Annotated in this window: 17 protein-coding genes; 8 read left to right on the top strand and 9 right to left on the bottom strand. The window is 67.7% G+C overall.

Going from position 1 to position 15,655, the window contains the following annotated elements; all coding sequences use genetic code 11:
- Positions 1 to 81: 81 nt before the first annotated feature.
- On the bottom strand, positions 82 to 240 hold the full coding sequence (locus GOAMI_RS23945; protein ID WP_085950431.1) for a DUF8730 family Cys-rich protein: 159 nt from the start codon (positions 238 to 240) through the stop codon (positions 82 to 84).
- A gap of 114 nt (positions 241 to 354) precedes the next feature.
- Between GOAMI_RS23945 and GOAMI_RS02540 the strand changes: the two genes are divergently transcribed.
- Complete coding sequence (locus GOAMI_RS02540; protein WP_006434813.1) at positions 355 to 591, top strand: YgaP family membrane protein; 237 nt, start codon at positions 355 to 357, stop codon at positions 589 to 591.
- Between the two features lie 110 nt (positions 592 to 701).
- Here the strand turns inward: GOAMI_RS02540 and GOAMI_RS02535 are convergent, their stop codons facing one another.
- Positions 702 to 992, bottom strand: a complete 291-nt coding sequence (locus tag GOAMI_RS02535) for a metal-sensitive transcriptional regulator (protein ID WP_374978496.1) — start codon at positions 990 to 992, stop codon at positions 702 to 704.
- Between the two features lie 134 nt (positions 993 to 1,126).
- Between GOAMI_RS02535 and GOAMI_RS02530 the strand changes: the two genes are divergently transcribed.
- From GOAMI_RS02530 to GOAMI_RS02520, 3 genes are all read left to right on the top strand, one after another.
- A complete protein-coding gene (locus GOAMI_RS02530) occupies positions 1,127 to 3,289 on the top strand; it encodes an MMPL family transporter (RefSeq protein ID WP_006434811.1) in 2,163 nt (720 codons plus the stop codon).
- Positions 3,290 to 3,365: 76 nt separating this feature from the next.
- A complete protein-coding gene (locus GOAMI_RS02525) occupies positions 3,366 to 3,770 on the top strand; it encodes a DUF302 domain-containing protein (RefSeq protein ID WP_006434810.1) in 405 nt (134 codons plus the stop codon).
- 46 nt (positions 3,771 to 3,816) lie between these two features.
- Entirely contained in the window at positions 3,817 to 4,422 is a 606-nt protein-coding gene (locus tag GOAMI_RS02520; RefSeq protein ID WP_006434809.1) for a mycothiol-dependent nitroreductase Rv2466c family protein, read from the top strand.
- A gap of 10 nt (positions 4,423 to 4,432) precedes the next feature.
- Here the strand turns inward: GOAMI_RS02520 and GOAMI_RS02515 are convergent, their stop codons facing one another.
- The 3 genes from GOAMI_RS02515 to GOAMI_RS02505 form a co-directional block, all read right to left on the bottom strand.
- Entirely contained in the window at positions 4,433 to 5,221 is a 789-nt protein-coding gene (locus GOAMI_RS02515; protein ID WP_006434808.1) for an HNH endonuclease family protein, read from the bottom strand.
- 148 nt (positions 5,222 to 5,369) lie between these two features.
- Entirely contained in the window at positions 5,370 to 7,622 is a 2,253-nt protein-coding gene (gene recG, locus GOAMI_RS02510) for an ATP-dependent DNA helicase RecG (protein ID WP_006434807.1), read from the bottom strand.
- The gene (locus tag GOAMI_RS02505) at positions 7,619 to 9,268 is read right to left on the bottom strand and encodes a DAK2 domain-containing protein (RefSeq protein ID WP_040004515.1); all 1,650 of its coding nucleotides are present in this window, start codon (positions 9,266 to 9,268) and stop codon (positions 7,619 to 7,621) included. The genes recG and GOAMI_RS02505 overlap by 4 nt, the downstream gene beginning before the upstream one ends.
- 276 nt (positions 9,269 to 9,544) lie before the next feature.
- On the opposite strand from GOAMI_RS02505, the gene rpmB reads away from it, so the two are divergent.
- Positions 9,545 to 9,736, top strand: a complete 192-nt coding sequence (rpmB, locus tag GOAMI_RS02500) for a 50S ribosomal protein L28 (RefSeq protein WP_004023092.1) — start codon at positions 9,545 to 9,547, stop codon at positions 9,734 to 9,736.
- A gap of 167 nt (positions 9,737 to 9,903) precedes the next feature.
- Complete coding sequence (locus tag GOAMI_RS02495) at positions 9,904 to 10,674, top strand: enoyl-CoA hydratase-related protein (RefSeq protein WP_006434805.1); 771 nt, start codon at positions 9,904 to 9,906, stop codon at positions 10,672 to 10,674.
- A 79-nt stretch (positions 10,675 to 10,753) separates the two neighbouring features.
- Here the strand turns inward: GOAMI_RS02495 and GOAMI_RS02490 are convergent, their stop codons facing one another.
- From GOAMI_RS02490 to GOAMI_RS02475, 4 genes are read right to left on the bottom strand one after another with little or no spacing between them, the layout of a single operon-like run.
- A complete protein-coding gene (locus GOAMI_RS02490; protein ID WP_006434804.1) occupies positions 10,754 to 11,437 on the bottom strand; it encodes a uracil-DNA glycosylase in 684 nt (227 codons plus the stop codon).
- 39 nt (positions 11,438 to 11,476) lie between these two features.
- Positions 11,477 to 11,998, bottom strand: coding sequence for a gamma carbonic anhydrase family protein (locus GOAMI_RS02485; RefSeq protein ID WP_006434803.1), 522 nt, complete (start codon positions 11,996 to 11,998; stop codon positions 11,477 to 11,479).
- Positions 11,999 to 12,048: 50 nt separating this feature from the next.
- Positions 12,049 to 13,413, bottom strand: coding sequence for a type I glutamate--ammonia ligase (locus GOAMI_RS02480; protein WP_040004525.1), 1,365 nt, complete (start codon positions 13,411 to 13,413; stop codon positions 12,049 to 12,051).
- Between the two features lie 58 nt (positions 13,414 to 13,471).
- A complete protein-coding gene (locus tag GOAMI_RS02475; protein ID WP_051349696.1) occupies positions 13,472 to 14,506 on the bottom strand; it encodes a thiamine-phosphate kinase in 1,035 nt (344 codons plus the stop codon).
- 205 nt (positions 14,507 to 14,711) lie between these two features.
- Here GOAMI_RS02475 and GOAMI_RS02470 point away from each other — a divergent pair, with 205 nt between their 5' ends.
- Together GOAMI_RS02470 and GOAMI_RS02465 are read left to right on the top strand one after the other, a co-directional pair.
- Positions 14,712 to 14,957, top strand: a complete 246-nt coding sequence (locus GOAMI_RS02470) for an Lrp/AsnC ligand binding domain-containing protein (protein ID WP_006434800.1) — start codon at positions 14,712 to 14,714, stop codon at positions 14,955 to 14,957.
- 57 nt (positions 14,958 to 15,014) lie between these two features.
- On the top strand, positions 15,015 to 15,647 hold the full coding sequence (locus tag GOAMI_RS02465) for a DUF3515 domain-containing protein (RefSeq protein ID WP_006434799.1): 633 nt from the start codon (positions 15,015 to 15,017) through the stop codon (positions 15,645 to 15,647).
- Positions 15,648 to 15,655: the final 8 nt, after the last annotated feature.

Genomic DNA, 15,655 nt, shown 5'->3' with positions numbered 1-15,655 from the left:
CGACGATGCCGCCGCGGGATGTATGCCGTCCTCAAGAGTAGCGCCGGGCCGAGCACGTCCCCAAAGAGCTATCCGGTCCGGTCAGGCTCTGGACCACCACTTCGAGCGCGGGGACGGCGCCTGCTTGTGCCCGTCGCACCACTGAGAGTCGAGAATGCGGCGTTTGAGGGCGTCGACATGACGACCGCACCCCGACCAGGTCGTCTTGCCACACGTTGGGCACTTCACCGGTGAACACATGCTCTCGGTCCTTACGTTCGAGTTCGAGACAACGCCGCCACTATACCCCAGGGGGTATAGTGGCATTGCCATCGATCCCGGGCGTTCACACGTCCCCAGCAGAAGGAAGACCCCATGACACGCGCAACCGGTACTCACGAGCCCCGATTGACGGTGGAGAGAATGGTGCCCGCGCTCGCGGGCGTGATGGTGACGATCAGCGTCATCCTCGTGCTGACAGTGTCCCCGTGGTGGACCGTGCTCACCCTCTTCGTGGCCGCCAATCTGCTGCTCTACAGCGCCGTCGGATGGTGCCCCGCCAGCCTGCTCATGTCGAAGGCGGGACTCCCTCGCGCCACATACCCCCGCTGAGCGCCCTGCTCACCCACCCACGAAAACACCCACATCCACGAAAGAGGGGGCCGATGCCTCGGCCCCCTCTTTCGTTCGCTCCTACTCGGCCACCGGCCCCGGACCGCCCGTCACGCCAGCGCGAGGAACAGCTTCTCCAGTGCAGCCTCGGACAACGGCGGCTGCTCACCGTCGGCGGTCTCGACACACTGCCGCATCCCCGACGCCACGACCTTGAAGCCGGCCCGGTCGAGCGCTCGCGACACCGCCGCGAGCTGGGTGACCACGTCCGCGCAGTCCCGGCCCGCCTCGATCATGGCGATCACCCCGGCAAGCTGGCCCTGAGCACGCTTCAGCCGATTCAGAACAGCCCCCATCGCCTCTTCCCCGACGGTCAAGCGCGGCCTCTCGTCTGCGGCCATGGTGATTCCTCCTCATGTTTCAACACCCACAGCTCTCGGTAGTCGGAGCTGTGGATCCTTGACGCCACCATACCCCCCGGGGTATCTTCGCGCCAGATCCAATACCCCTACGGGTATCAGACGAAAGGAATCTCATGGCGCCGAAGACGGCCCTGTCCGAAGACGAAGCAACACCTGACCCAACAGGTTCCGCAGCCGGAATCCTCGGTCGCTGGGGCGCGACGATGGCCGGCCGCGCCCGTTGGGTGTTCGGTGTGTGGGTGCTCCTCCTGGTGGTTCTGGGAGCGGCGGCGCCCTCGGTGTTCTCCTCACTCGCCGGCGCCGGATGGCAGGCGAACGGGTCCGAGTCCGTCCAGGTCCGCGAACTGGCCCAGCAGCACTTCGGCGGCAACTCCTCGGCTGCGGTGCAGGTGGTCGTCCATTCCGACCGCGATCGCGTCGAGAGTCCCGCGGTCCAGGCCGTCGTCGGAAAGATCACCGAACTCGCGGCGACCGATGACCGATTCGCCCAGGTCGTGCCACCACAACCGGGAATGTCCATCAGTCCCGACGGTCACACCGGCATCGTCATCATCGGCGCTGCTGCCAACACCGACGACATGGTGCGGGCAGTCGACGAACACAAAGACGAGCTGACCGGGCTGTCCGGGAACGGTGTCGAGGTCTACCCGACCGGTGCGTCCGCGTTGTGGAGTGACTTCAACAAGGCCAATCACGACGCGATGATCAAGGCCGAGCTGTTCTCCTGGCCGGTCACCTTGACGATCATGGTGCTGGCCTTCGGGTCGCTGGTCGCGGCCGGACTTCCCTTGCTGCTGACCATCGCCGGACTCGTCGCGTCCGCCGGCGGACTGGTCCTGCTGAACCAGGTCACCCCGATCTCGGTGTGGGCGATCAACTTCGCCATGATGTTCGCTCTGGCCCTGGGCATCGACTACGCACTGTTCATCGTGTCGCGCTTCCGCGATGCCATGCGCGGTTACGGCGACAACATGCGTGCCGCGGTCGCCGAGACCATGGACACCGCAGGAAAAGCGGTGTTGCTCTCCGGCATCACCGTCCTGGTGAGCTTGTCGGCCGTGTTGCTGGTTCCCGCACCCGCGGTGCGAACGATGGCCGTGGGCATCATGCTCGCCGTCGTCTTCGTCCTGGCGGCAACCCTGACACTTCTGCCCGCCGCGCTGGGCAAGCTGGGTCCCCGGGTCAATGCGGTGTCGATGCCGTATGCCCGCCGTCAGCAGCACCGTTCACCGGTGTTCGCCCGCTGGGGACTCTTCCTGCACCGTCACCCGTGGACCGTGGCCGCCGGTTCCCTCGCCGTTCTCATCGCGTTGGCGATCCCGGTCTTCGGCCTGAAGGTCGCGATGCCGTCGATCACCGTCGTCCCCGAGGATGCACCGGTGCGTCAGGGCTACGAACTCGTCCAGTCACAGATGGGTGAGGGCGCACCCGGGATGTTGCAGATCGTCGCACCTGCCAACGAGGCACAGCAGACCGCCCAGGCCGCTTCTCAGTCGCCGGGAATCGAGATGGTGACTCCCCCGATGCCCTCCGCAGATGGCTCGGATTACGTTCTGATGCAGGCACTCCCGTCGGTCGACCCGTCCGACGAGCAGATGGGCACGATCGTCGACGACCTGCGCAGCACCCTGCCCGACGGTGCACTGGTCGGTGGCGCGCCCACTGAGAACCTGGACCTCCAGCAGGCCCTGAACGACTACTTCCCGCTGGTTGTCGCCGTCATCCTCATCCTGGGCTTCCTGTTGCTCCTGGTCTCGCTGCAGGCACCTCTGATCGCCCTGATCGGCACCGTGGTCAGCCTGTTGTCGACGGCAGCTGCCTTCGGCGTCGCAAAGCTCATCTTCCAGGACGGGCACCTCGCGGACCTGTTGGGCTTCACACCACAGGGCTTCCTCGACGGGTGGGGACCGGTGTTCTTCTTCGCGATGATCTTCGCGATCGCGATGGACTACACGGTCTTCCTGCTCGCCACCGCGAAGGAACACTTCGAGCGGTCCGACAACGCCACACAGGCACAGATCGACGGGATGGCGCACTCCGGCCGGATCATCTTCGCCGCGGCAGCGGTCATGGTGGCGGTGTTCTTCACCTTCGCCCTGGCCGAACCTCTTCCCCCGAAGGAGATGGGGATCATCCTCGGTGTCGCCGTTCTGCTGGATGCCGTCCTGATCCGTCTCACACTCCTTCCGGCGCTGTTGCGGATCACGCGTCGCGCGGCATGGTGGTCGCCCGCCTGGTTGCGCCGCATCCTGCCCAAGATCAGCTTCGCGCACTGACAACCCGAACCGGATTCCGTCCCGGGCCAGCGGACAACCGTCTGGCCCGGGCCGGGTCCGAACCGAAAGGAACACAATGTCCCTCGCACTGAACACCACGCTGGCCGTCCCCTTCGACGAAGCGGTCGAGCGCACCCGCGCCGCACTCGCCGACCAGGGTTTCGGAGTCCTCACCGAGATCGATGTCCAGGCCACCATGAAGAAGAAGCTCGACGAGGACATGGAGCAGTACCTGATCCTGGGCGCCTGCAATCCGCCTCTGGCAAACCGAGCACTCGGGGTCCAACGCCAGATCGGACTGCTGCTGCCGTGCAACGTCGTCGTCCGGTCGGACCCGGACCATCCCGGCACGACACTCGTCGAGGCGATGAATCCGGATCTGATGGTTCAGGTCTCGGGTGAGCCCGAACTCGAGTCCGTCGCACGTGATGCCGCCACGAAGCTGCAGGCCGCGATCGACGCACTGTCGAACCAGTCCTGACCCCCGCCGATCCCAGAACAGAATCCCTGACACGACAGGAGTTGTCATGAACCGCTTCGACTTCTACTTCGATCCGGTGTGTCCCTTCGCGTGGGCCGCATCGCGGTGGCTCGCCGACCAGGCCGGGAGACACGATGACTCGGTCGACTGGCACGTCATGAGTCTGGCCGTCCTCAACGAGGATCGGGAACCCGCATCGGACCAGCAGCGACGGCAACTGGACACCTCCCGCCGGCTCGGCCGGGTGTTCATGGCCGCCGTCGCGAAGAACGGCGCGGACGCGATCGGGCCCCTCTACTCGGCGGTCGGCCGGCGTTTTCACCACGCGGGTGACGAGATGACCCCCGCGGTCGTCTCGGAGATCCTCGTCGAGGCCGGACTCCCCGGTGAACTGGCCGAGGCCATGGACGACGACTCGTTCGACGATGCCCTGAGGACAGCGCACCAACGCAGTCAGGATGTCCTGGGCGAGACCGGCGGCAGCCCGATCACCGGGATCAACGGAACCCACTTCTTCGGCCCGGTGCTCTCCGACATCCCGACCGGTGACGAGGCCGAGGCCCTCTACTCCGCGATCGTCACGCTCGGGGCCACGTCTGCCTTCTCGCAGCTCAAACGGCCCACCGGAGGCAAACCGACGTTCTCGGCCTGAGCTCGCCGCCTCACTGTCCGCACCGCAACGCGTCGGTCAGCACCTCACGCGATTCGGCATCGACCGTCAAACCGTATGTCGCGCTGACCATCACGAACTGGATCGCGTACTGGCACCAGAACCCGCGGACCGGTGGCATCCACCGGCCCGGTTCGGAGTCACTCTTGTCCTGATTCGAGGGGCCGTCGACGGCGACGAGGTTGGCCGGGTCGTTGGCGAAGCTCAGTCGTCGGCCGAGTTCCCACGACCACGCACCCATGTCCCATGCGTAGGCCAGCGGCACGATGTGGTCGATCTGCACACTCGACGCGTTGCGGTCGCGGCGGAACACCACGAACTCGCCGCTGTACGGGCTCCGGAACTCCCCCGCGAGAACCGCGCGCGGACAACTCGACACCGGTCCCGCCCGGATGTCCTGTAGATCTCGGGCCAGGATGTCGTTGCGGGTGTCGCATCCGTTGCCACCCCCGGCCACGGCCACCGCATCCGTCCACGCCGCGCCGAACGCGCTTCGGTCGTAGTCGTCGCGGTCGGGACGCTGTGCGTGCACGGGGATGGACGCCAAGCGCGCCAGAGCTTCTCGCGCCAGCGTCCGCACTCGCGGGTCGATGTCGGACTGCGGACCGAATCCACCTGATCCCACCGCGACCACGATCGCCGTGACGACCGCGAAGACCAGCAGCGACCACTGCCGGGCCGACCACGACCCCGATGCCGATGATCTCCAGGCGATCCACCGCACCCGCATGCGGAGCCGCCGGAGCGTCGGCGATCGGAACGTCGCGTCGCGGAGGACCATGGGACTTTGACGCAGCGCCGGGCGGCGAGGTTCCACGAAACGTGAAACCTGTTTCCGCGCAGCGGTTCACCTCGCGATGGGCGGTTTCCTTCGCGCTGACCGGATCTGCTCGGCGTGAGGGAAACACGACGGCGGGATCAGCCGACGGTCAGGACTTGTCGAGATACGCGATCTTCTGCGGCACCAGAATCCCGTCGACGAGGTCCGCGAGCGGGCGGTGGTGCAGAAGCGTGATGTCCTCGCTCACCACGTCCTCGGCGAGTCCGCGCGCATCCTCGATGACCTCCACGTCCTCGAGCAAGGACAGGAACCGCAGCGAGGTGTTGACGCCGGACTGCAGCGACCCGAGCAGGTCACCTTCGCGGCGTTGTTCGAGGTCCACACGGGCCAGTTCGAAGCCGTCGTTGGACCCCGCCACGGCACGCAGACGCTGCATCGATTGGGAGATGTCCTTGCTGTGCGTCATCAGCAGACACAGGCCGGCGTGCTGGCCACGACCGACACGTCCACGCAGCTGATGAAGCTGGCTCACCCCGAACCGTTCGGCGTCGACGATCACCATCGTGGTCGCGTTCGGCACGTCCACACCGACCTCGATGACGGTGGTGGACACCAGGACATCGACCTCGCCCCGTCCGAACGCGTCCATGATCGCGTTCTTCTCCTCGGGCGCCAGGCGACCGTGCAACATCTCGACTCGCCGATGCGCGAACGGACCGGCCACGAGAGCCTCGTACTGCTCGACGACCGACGTGGTCTTCGGACCCTTCTCGTCGTCGTCGGCTGCGGGTTCCGGGGCGTCGTCGTCGCCGATGCGCGAGCACACGACGTAGACCTGTCGGCCGGCGTCGATCTCCTCGTTGGCACGTGACCACACCCGGTCGACCCAGTTCTGCCTGCCCATCGGGACCACCGACGTCGAGATCGGCTGGCGGCCGCGCGGCAACTCGCGCAGGACCGACGTCTCTAGATCGCCGAAGGCGGTCATCGCGACGGTGCGCGGGATCGGCGTCGCGGTCATCACCAGGAAGTGCGGGATACGGCCGTCACGCCCCTTGCCGCGCAACACATCACGCTGTTCGACACCGAACCGGTGTTGTTCGTCGATCACCACGAGGCCGAGGTCGAAGAACTCGACCTTCTCCTCCAGCAGGGCGTGCGTACCGATGACGATGCCCGCCGAGCCGGTGACCACGTCGAGCAGCGTCTCGCGCCGACCTTTGGTCTTCATCGATCCGGTCAGCAGGGCGATACGGGTCGCCCCCTCGGCCGCGGTCAGCTCACCACCCTCGGCCAGGTCGCCCAGCATCTTCTTCATCGTTCGGTGATGCTGCGCCGCAAGCACTTCGGTGGGTGCGAGGATTGCGCACTGGTATCCGTTGTCGACGACCCGCAGCATCGCGAGCAGCGAGACGAGGGTCTTACCGGAACCGACCTCACCCTGCAGCAGCCGCGACATCGGTTGCGCCAGAGCCAGGTCCTCGGCGAGTTCCTCCCCCACCGCGAGCTGCCCCTCGGTGAGCGTGAACGGAAGACGCTCCCGCAGCTTGTCCTCGAGACCGCCGGGCACATGCGGGCACGGCGGAGCCGCTTCACTGCGGCCCTCGAGCCGTCGCTGTGCGAGCACCGTCTGGATCGCCAGCGCCTCGTCGAACTTCAGCCGATGCGAGGCGACCTTCACATCGTCCTCGGAGTCCGGTAGGTGGATCTTGCGGATCGCCTCGTCGGTGGAGACCAGTCCGCGTTCCCGGCGCTGCGCGTCGGTCAGCGCGTCGGGGATCGGCGCGCAATGGTCCAGCACCCGCCGCACGGCGCCCAGGATGTCCCAGGTCTGTACGTCTTTGGTGGCCGGATACATCGGGAGGATCTCGCGGTCGAACATCGCGACCAACGGATGCGCACCGCCATGTTCCCGGGTGACCTCCTCCTCGATCGCATACATCTCGGTCAGCATCTTGGAGCCGACGACGTGATCGATCTCGGGATCGCCGTCGGGCAGGATCATCCACTCCGGATGGGACAACTGGATCTGCTCGCGGAAGTACTTGACCGTACCGGCCATCATCACCCGGGCACCCGGGCGCAGCTGATGCCTGATGAACTTCGGATTGAAGAAGCTCGCCTCGTAGACCTCGTTCTCGTCGGTGACCTTGACCTTCAGGAACTGTCCACGGCGGCTCTTCATCTGGATCAGATCGGACTTGGTGATCCGGCCGACGATGGTCAGCCACTCGCCGGGTTCGGGCCGCTGATGGTCGGCCACGAGACCACGGCGGATGTAGCGACGGGGCGTGTAGCGCAGCAGTTCGCCGACGGTGGTCACGCCGAGTGCGGCGAGCTTCTCCGCCGGCTTGGGGCCGAGAACGTCGGACAGCGAATCCGCCAGCGCCAGTTCGGTCACTCGACACCCACCTGCAGCAGATCGCTGCGCTGCCCGGTGCGGTAGACCGCGAGTTCGATACCCGGGTAGCTGCGGCGCATCTGTTCCGCGACGGCCTCCAGCGCGGACTCGTCGACGGCGGTGCCGGCGAGCACGGTCACCAGCTCACCACCGGTCGCGAGCATCAGGTCGATCAGGGCGGTTCCAGCCGAGGTCTGGTCGGGCGCCACCACCAGGACGTCGTCGCCGATGAGCCCGAGGACGTCACCAACGTCCGACATCCCGGCCAGCGTCATCATCTTCGTGGTCGCGAGCTGCAGCGACCCCCACCGCGCACCGGCGGCGGCCTCGGCCATCGCATAGGCGTCGATGTCGGGGGTCTCACTCGGATCGTGCACCGCGAGCGCCGCCAGGCACTGGGTCATCGACGACGTCGGGAGCATCAGCACCGAACGCTGCGTCGAACGCACTTCGGTGGTGACGGTGACGAGATCCTGAGAACTCAACGCGCCGTTGGCCATGACCACCACGTGGGCACTGTCGGTGTCGCGGATCGACCGTCCCAAGGCCTGTGCGGTCAGCCCGCCGTCGGCGCGCAGCACGGTCGCCCCGGCCTCGGCGAAGAGGTCGGCCGCACCGTCGCCGAGCGCCACCGCCACCACGGCACGCTTGTGCCGCGGCGGAGGTTCGCTCGAATCGACTTGTGCGCGAATGGCATCGAGCGCGAAGCAGCTGATGCGGACATCCGAGAGCCGGCCGAGTCCCGCGCCGGCCTCCACCGCGGCACCGGGCTCACAGGTGTGGACGTGGACGGAGAAGCGCTCGCCCTCGCCGCTCGAGCTGTCGCCGACGATGACCACGGCGTCGCCCAGTTCGTTCAGACGCTCGCGGAGTTCGGCGATCTGTTCACCCGCCGCGCCGTCGAGCAGGTACATCACCTCGAAGTCCTGATCGCTGCTCTCCACGCAGGCGTCGTCGACCCCGTGTCCGAGGGTCGTGCTGTCGGTGAGGATGCCCCGGTAACGGCGCCGGCGGTTGACCACCCCGGTGATCACCCGGACCATGGCATCGACGATCACGAGGAACCCGCGTCCGCCTGCGTCGACGACCCCCGCGGAGGCGAGGACCGACAACTGCTCCGGCGTACGTTCGAGCGCCTCGGCGCAGTCGTCGGCGACGGCGCGGACGATGTCGGCGGCGGTCTCCTTCTCATGTGCGGCGGCCGCCTCGGCGGCCACGCGAACCAGGGTCAGCACCGTTCCCTCGCGCGGTTCGCTGACCGCGCGGGTCGCGGCGAGCGACCCGAGGCGGAGGCCGAGCGTCGCCAGATCACCGAAGGTCAGGGATTCGGTGTCGCCGAGGATCTCGGCGCCGTCGGCCAGGCCGACGAGGACCTGCGACAGGATGATGCCCGAGTTGCCGCGTGCCTGCGCCACCGCACCGTCGGCCATCGCGCGGGCGACCTGCGGCAACGACGCGTCGTCCGGTGCGGCCTCGGCGGCGTCCGCAGCCGCCCGCATGGTGAACAGCATGTTGCTGCCGGTGTCCGAGTCCGGGATCGGGAAGACGTTGAGGTCGTTGATCTCGCCTCGCAGATCCTCGAGCTGGTCGACACAGACACGGGCCCAGTCACGCAGCAGCTGCGGGTTGATGGTGCGGGCGATCACGCGGTGACTCTTTCTCGCTCTGACCTGGGCATACGACGGGGCTGCGCCGCGGGCCGAGGGGACGGTCTGGAAGGATGTGTGCAAGGTTACTCGGCGTCCCCGACGACCCGGAGACGTCCGCGCCTCGAGGCGGGGCACCGCGACCCGGATTTGGCCACGCCCACCCGAGCTGGTTATCCTTGCAGGGTTGCCTTTCGGTCCACGCGCACACTTCCGGTGGTGCCGATCCGCGAGGCTGACCACGAGACCATATTCATCTATCAAGGGAGTTCGACGATGGCTGCCGTCTGCGACATTTGCGGCAAGGGCCCGGGCTTCGGCAAGTCGGTGTCTCACTCGCACCGCCGTACCAACCGCCGCTGGAACCCGAACATCCAGTCTGTTCGCGTCGAGGTCGCCCCGGGCAACCGCAAGCGCAAGAACGTCTGCACCTCCTGCCTGAAGGCCGGCAAGACCGCAGCTGTCTGATCGTCATCACCCGTACGCGGGTGATGGGGTTCGAGAGCACGAGACCCGATGCCACCGAGCGTAAGCTCCCCGGCGTCGGGTCTTTGGTGTGTGCGAGATAATGTTCCGCGCATGACTTCCACGCAATCCCCACCACCGAAACCCCCCAGCCCGACGCGTCGGCTCCCGTGAGTGAGGCCAACGGCGTCCTGACGATCGCGGTGTCGGCTGCGGGCGCGGGCAACTCACTCGACGACGACGGGATCGCCGCGGGCACCCAGGCGCTGCGCGAGGTGGCACGCGGTCGTCGCGACGTCGGCGCGGTGCTCCTCGTCGGTGCGGGCAAGAACTTCTGCGCCGGCGGCAACGTGCGGGCCTTCGCCGCCGCCGACGATCGACCCACCTATCTGCGTCTGATCGCCGACAACTTCCACGCCTTTGTCAACGCCCTCTACGAGGCCGAGGTCCCGGTTGTCGCCGCCGCCAAGGGCTGGGCTGCCGGTGCCGGCATGTCGCTGGTGCTGCACGCCGACGTCGCCATCGGCGGCACCTCCTCCAAACTCCGTCCCGCCTACCGCGGCATCGGACTCACCCCCGACGGCGGGCTCACCTGGACCCTTCCCCGCGCGGTCGGCGCCGCGCGGGCACGCCAGATCATCCTCACCGACCGCGTCCTCTCCGCCGACGACGCGCTGAACTGGGGAATCCTGTCGGAGATCGTCGCCGACGAGGACGTCGAGACCGTGGCCCGCGCCAACGCCGAGACGATCGCGGCAGGGCCCCGCTCCGCCGACTCCGGCACCAAACGCCTGCTGGCCGTGTCGTCGGAGAACTCGCTGATCGAACAGCTCACCATCGAGGGACGTTCCATCTCCGAACGGTCCGGCCTCCCCGAGGGCATCGAAGGCGTCGACGCGTTCGTCGGCAAGCGCGCGCCGGACTTCGGCAAGACGCGCTGATCTTCTCGGCTTACCGAGTAGGCCACCGCTCCCTGAGATGGGTGGTTGTCCCGGGTTCTCTCGGAGACGAGAGCGGAACTCAGGGCAGCCGCCAGTCCACCGGATCGGCGCCGAGATCGGCGAGTTCTTCGTTGGCCCGGCTGAACGGCCGCGAACCGAAGAAGCCGCGCGACGCCGACAGCGGCGACGGGTGTGCCGAGACGATGGTCGGGACGTCCGGCAACCACTCCTGAAGCCCGGCCGCATCCTTGCCCCACAGGATCGCGACGAGCGGTTCGTCACGGGCGACAAGCGCCTTGATCGCGCATTCGGTGACCGCTTCCCAGCCCTTCTTGCGGTGAGATGCGGGCTCCCCCGGCGCGACCGTCAGCACCCGGTTCAGCAACAGGACGCCGTTGTCGGCCCACGGGGTGAGATCTCCGTTGGTCGGCATCGGATACCCGAGATCCGAACAGTACTCGGTGTAGATGTTGGCCAAGGACCGCGGAATCGGACGCACGTCGGGGGCCACGGAGAAGCTCAGGCCGACAGCATGCCCCGGGGTCGGGTACGGGTCCTGCCCGACGATGAGCACCCGCACGTCGTCGATCGGCCGGGTGAAGGCCCGCAGGATGTGTTGTCCGGCGGGCAGATAGCGGCGGCCCTCGGCGATCTCGTTGCGCAGGAACCGGCCCATCTCGGTGATGATCGGCTCGACCGGGGCCAGGGCCTCGGCCCAGCCGGGGTCGATGATCTCGGCGAGCGGTTTGGTCGGTGCGGTCACTCCGGTCTCCCCATCAGTCCCATCGGTGGATCATGTGTGTCAGTCGAGTCGCCGCAGCGATTCGCGGTAGTACTTGGCGTTCTGGAAGTACATCTCGCTGTTGAGTTCGGTGTGTCCCTCGGGGACCTCGTAGTTCTCCCGTAGTCGCGCGGGCACACCGAGTGCCATACGACGCGGCGGCACGTCGAATTTGAACGGGACGACGGCCCCTGCCCCGACGATCGCACCGCTGCCGATCGTCGACCCGTTCAGGACCACCGAGCCGGAGGCGATGAGACAGTCGTCGCCGATGGTCGCACCCTCGATGTGCGCATTGTGTCCGACCACGCACCGCGCGCCGATCACGGTCGGCTCGAAGACTGTGCAGTGGATGACCGTGCCGTCCTGGATGTTGCTGCGCTCACCGATGGTGATGGTGCCGTAGTCGCCCCGCAGAACGGCCCCCGGCCACACCGAGACACCGTCGCCGAGCGTGACGGCTCCGATCACCACCGCGTCGGGGTGGACATAGGTCTCGTCGCCCAGGACGGGCACGCGGTCGTCGAGTGCGTAGATCGCCATACGGAGACTCTAGCCACGTGCAGATACCGACCCGTGCCCACCCGCGCCGGTCACACGCTCCAGGCCAGCCGGAACCGCTCGGTCAGTGTCTCGGGGGTGTGATCGGGGAAATGGGTGACCTCGTACCGCCGGACCGCCACGAGTGCGTCGACCGCGGGGTCGCCCAGGATCCCGCGAAGCAGCGGGGACACCTCCATCCGGTCGACGACCTCACCTTGATCGGTGGACAGCGGCCTTCGCTCACCCAGTGGGCGGGTGCGGGGATCGACGCCGACCTCGGGCGGCAGGGTGGCCCTGCGTTCGATCCCGGCCGCGGCCGCGCCCAGGATGGCCGCGGTGGCGAAGTAGACGTTTGCGGACGGATCGATGATCTTCACCTCGACATTGGCGCCCCGACCCCGCGTTCCCGGAGCATCCTCTTGCGTACCAACGACACTCGCGATGTCCACCGCATCCGCACAGACCAGTCGCACCGCCGCTTCGCGGTTCTCCACACCCCAGCAGGCGTGTGCGCCGGCCCACTGCCCGGGCAGCATGCGCAGCCCGGACACCACCGATCCACACAGCACACCCTGCAACTCGAGGATCGCGTCGAGGATGCCCGCGACCGCGTGCTCGCCGTCGGGCGTCATCCCGGCGACCCCGGTTCCCCCGGACAGCAGTGGCCGATCACCGCGGTGCAGCGAGATGTGCTGATGGGCACCGCATCCCGCCTCGTCCACGAACGGTTTGGGTGAAAAGCTGGCACGCAGACCGTGTTTGCGGGCGAGCCGTCCGATCAGGATTCGGGTGAGCACGAGTCGATCGGCCGCGGTGATGGGGTCGGACGGACCGAGTGACACCTCGAACTGCCAGCGCGCGTGTTCGGGATGAAACTGTTCGACGATGATCCCCGCGGCCCGACACGAGATGAGGACATCCCGGACGAACCCCTCGAGTTCGACGAGGCCGACCGCACCGTACGGCGTCCACAGGGCGGACGGCAGCGGCGTCCCGTCCGATGCGACGAGCACGAACTCGAGTTCGTGACCCACCATGGCGTGCAGTCCGGCGTCGGCGAGATCGGCGACGACGCGACGCAGTGTGCCGCGAGCGCACTGCGGCACCGGATCACCCGTGAGGCCGAAGAACTCTCCGGGTGCCCAGCTCAAGGTCGGGTCGACCACCACCCGGGCGTCGAGATCGATCCGGATGCGCTGATCCCCCACCACTCCGACCTCGTCGCTGAACGCGATACCGGTCTGATCGATCGCGAACGCATGCCATGACGGGCTGGCCCCGAGACCCGCCGACGCGAACGCCGGCACTCGTTCGGGAGTGACCGTCTTCGCCAGCGTCAGTCCGGCCGGATTGACGACGGTCGCGAGAAGGATCGACGACGATGCGTCGTCGGCGGCATCCGATCGCGAGACCATGTCCACAGTGTCATGGAGCGGGGCGATTCCGGTGGCGGAACCGCACGGATCCGCCGGATCATCCGCGCGGAACGGCGAACGACTGCCACCCGTGTAGATCGGGCCCGTCCGGTCCGCCGACGCGCCGGCCGTCGACCCACACCTCTGGTGTCGGCGAAGAGGCCTCCCGGACCGACCCGATCACCGTCCAGCCGTCGGGCACGGACGTGACGTCGAAGGCGGCGAGAAGGTGGTGATCCTCACCGCCGGTCAGCACCCATTCGTCCACCTCGACACCGAGTTCTGTGGCCAGTGGGGCCAGATCGGGACGCCGCGGCACCGCGTCGACCTCGACGGCCATCGCCAACTGCGCGGCACGCGACATGGTGATCAGTTCTTCGACGAGCCCGTCGGAGATGTCGGTCATCGCATGCGCTCCGGCCGCGGCCGCGACGGGCCCCTGGCTCAGGTCGGGCATCGGAACACGATGCAGAGCAACGACTTCCGACCACAGTGACTCGTCGATGCCCGGGGTCGACAACACCGCCAGACCGGCTGCACTGGCGCCCAGCGGACCACTCACCGCGAGGACATCGCCGCTGCGGGCACCACCCAGCGAGACCGGCCGGCGACCTTCGAGCGCCCCGACGGCGGTGACGCTCACCACCACCTGCTCCGCGGCGACCAGGTCACCACCGAGAACCCGTGCGCCCAGGGCATGTGCGGCGCCCACGACTCCGTCGTTGAGGTCGAGGACGACGCTCACGGGAGTGGCCGACGGGCAGGCGATGGACACCACGAGCCCGGTCGTCCGGCCGCCCATCGCGGCGACGTCGGCCGAACTCTGGACCACCGCCCGCGCCCCGACCTGCTGCGGCGTCGACCAGTCGAACCGGAAATGCCGTCCCTCGACGACCGTGTCGGTGCTGATCACCGCCGACCCGCCGATCTCGAGGACGGCCGCGTCGTCGCCCGAGCCGATCACGATGTCGTCGGCGGGTCCGGCCGCGGTCGCCGCTGCGGTGAGCGCGGCGATCACCGCACGCTCACCGATCTCCCCCACGGTGTCGGTGTGGTCGGTGTCGACAGAGTCGGTGTGGTCGGTGTCGACAATGTCGAGGCGCTCGGTGCCGACGTCGTCGGAGGTCACTTGTCCGGTCTCACTCTCGTCGGGTCCCCGTCGAGTCGCGCGCGAACGGGATTGTCGGTGACAATGTGTGCCACAGTGTATTGGGCTCACGGCGAACGGTGTTCGCCGCGCAGCGCCCACTGCCGCCGGATTCGAACCCGTGTCGGCGATGGGGGCACAAACGGAGAGGATGCCCGTGGTTCAGGCGTACATACTGATCCAGACCGAGGTCGGTCGGGCCGCCCTCGCGGCGGCGACCATCGCCGAGATCTCGGGGGTCGCCTCATCCGAAGAGGTCAGCGGACCTTATGACGTGATCGTCCGGGTGGATGCCGCCGATGCCACGCAGCTCACCGAGAGTGTGGTTCCCCAGATCCAGAAGGTAGCCGGGATCACCCGCACCTTGACCTGCCCGGTGGTCGACCACACCCGCTGAGTCGGGTTTGCCGGTCCCGGCTTCGGCCGGGACGCGGCCGGCTCCTAGGGTGGTGGCGTGACGTCAGCAGGTTCGGATGACACCCCTCAGGATCCCGAGAACGACAAGGCGGACGATCCGGCGGCCGGTGACCTCGCCGGCCCGGAGGACCCTGCGGTCGACGAACGGTATGGTGCCGGCTCCCGCCTGAGTCCCGCGCTCATCGCGACTCTCGTCGCCATCCCGGTGATGGTGATCGCGGGCTTCATCGCTTTCGCCGCGTTGCGGCCCGAGACGGTGAACCCCGTCGAGTCATACGCCTCGGACGGCAGCGCGTCTGCGGACTGCACGCGTCTGCTCGACGCGGCGCCCCAGCGGTTCGAAGGATTCGGCGACAAGGAGATCTCCGGGGACCGCGCGACCTGGCCCGCGGAAGCGTCCGGCGACGACCTGACGCTGCGCTGCGGCGTGACGCGGCCGGCCGAGCTGTCCCCGACGAGCAACCTGCAGGAGATCCACGCGGCCGGCCGGGCCGGTGTGCAGTGGTTCATCACCGACACCGTCGACGGTTCCGGACAGGCCTACGTGAGCGTCGATCATCGTCCCTACGTCGCACTGTGGGTTCCGTCCAATGCCGGGAACGGTCCGATCACCGACATCTCGGGCCTCATCGACCAGACGCTCGAACGCGGTCCGCTCGACTTCGGCTGACGCTTCAG

The sequence above is a fragment of the Gordonia amicalis NBRC 100051 = JCM 11271 genome (assembly GCF_000332995.1).
In the GTDB taxonomy this organism is placed as follows: Bacteria; Actinomycetota; Actinomycetes; order Mycobacteriales; family Mycobacteriaceae; genus Gordonia; species Gordonia amicalis.
The sequence above is the reverse complement of the archived record's forward strand: the minus strand, read 5'-3'. Positions and strand labels throughout refer to the sequence as shown.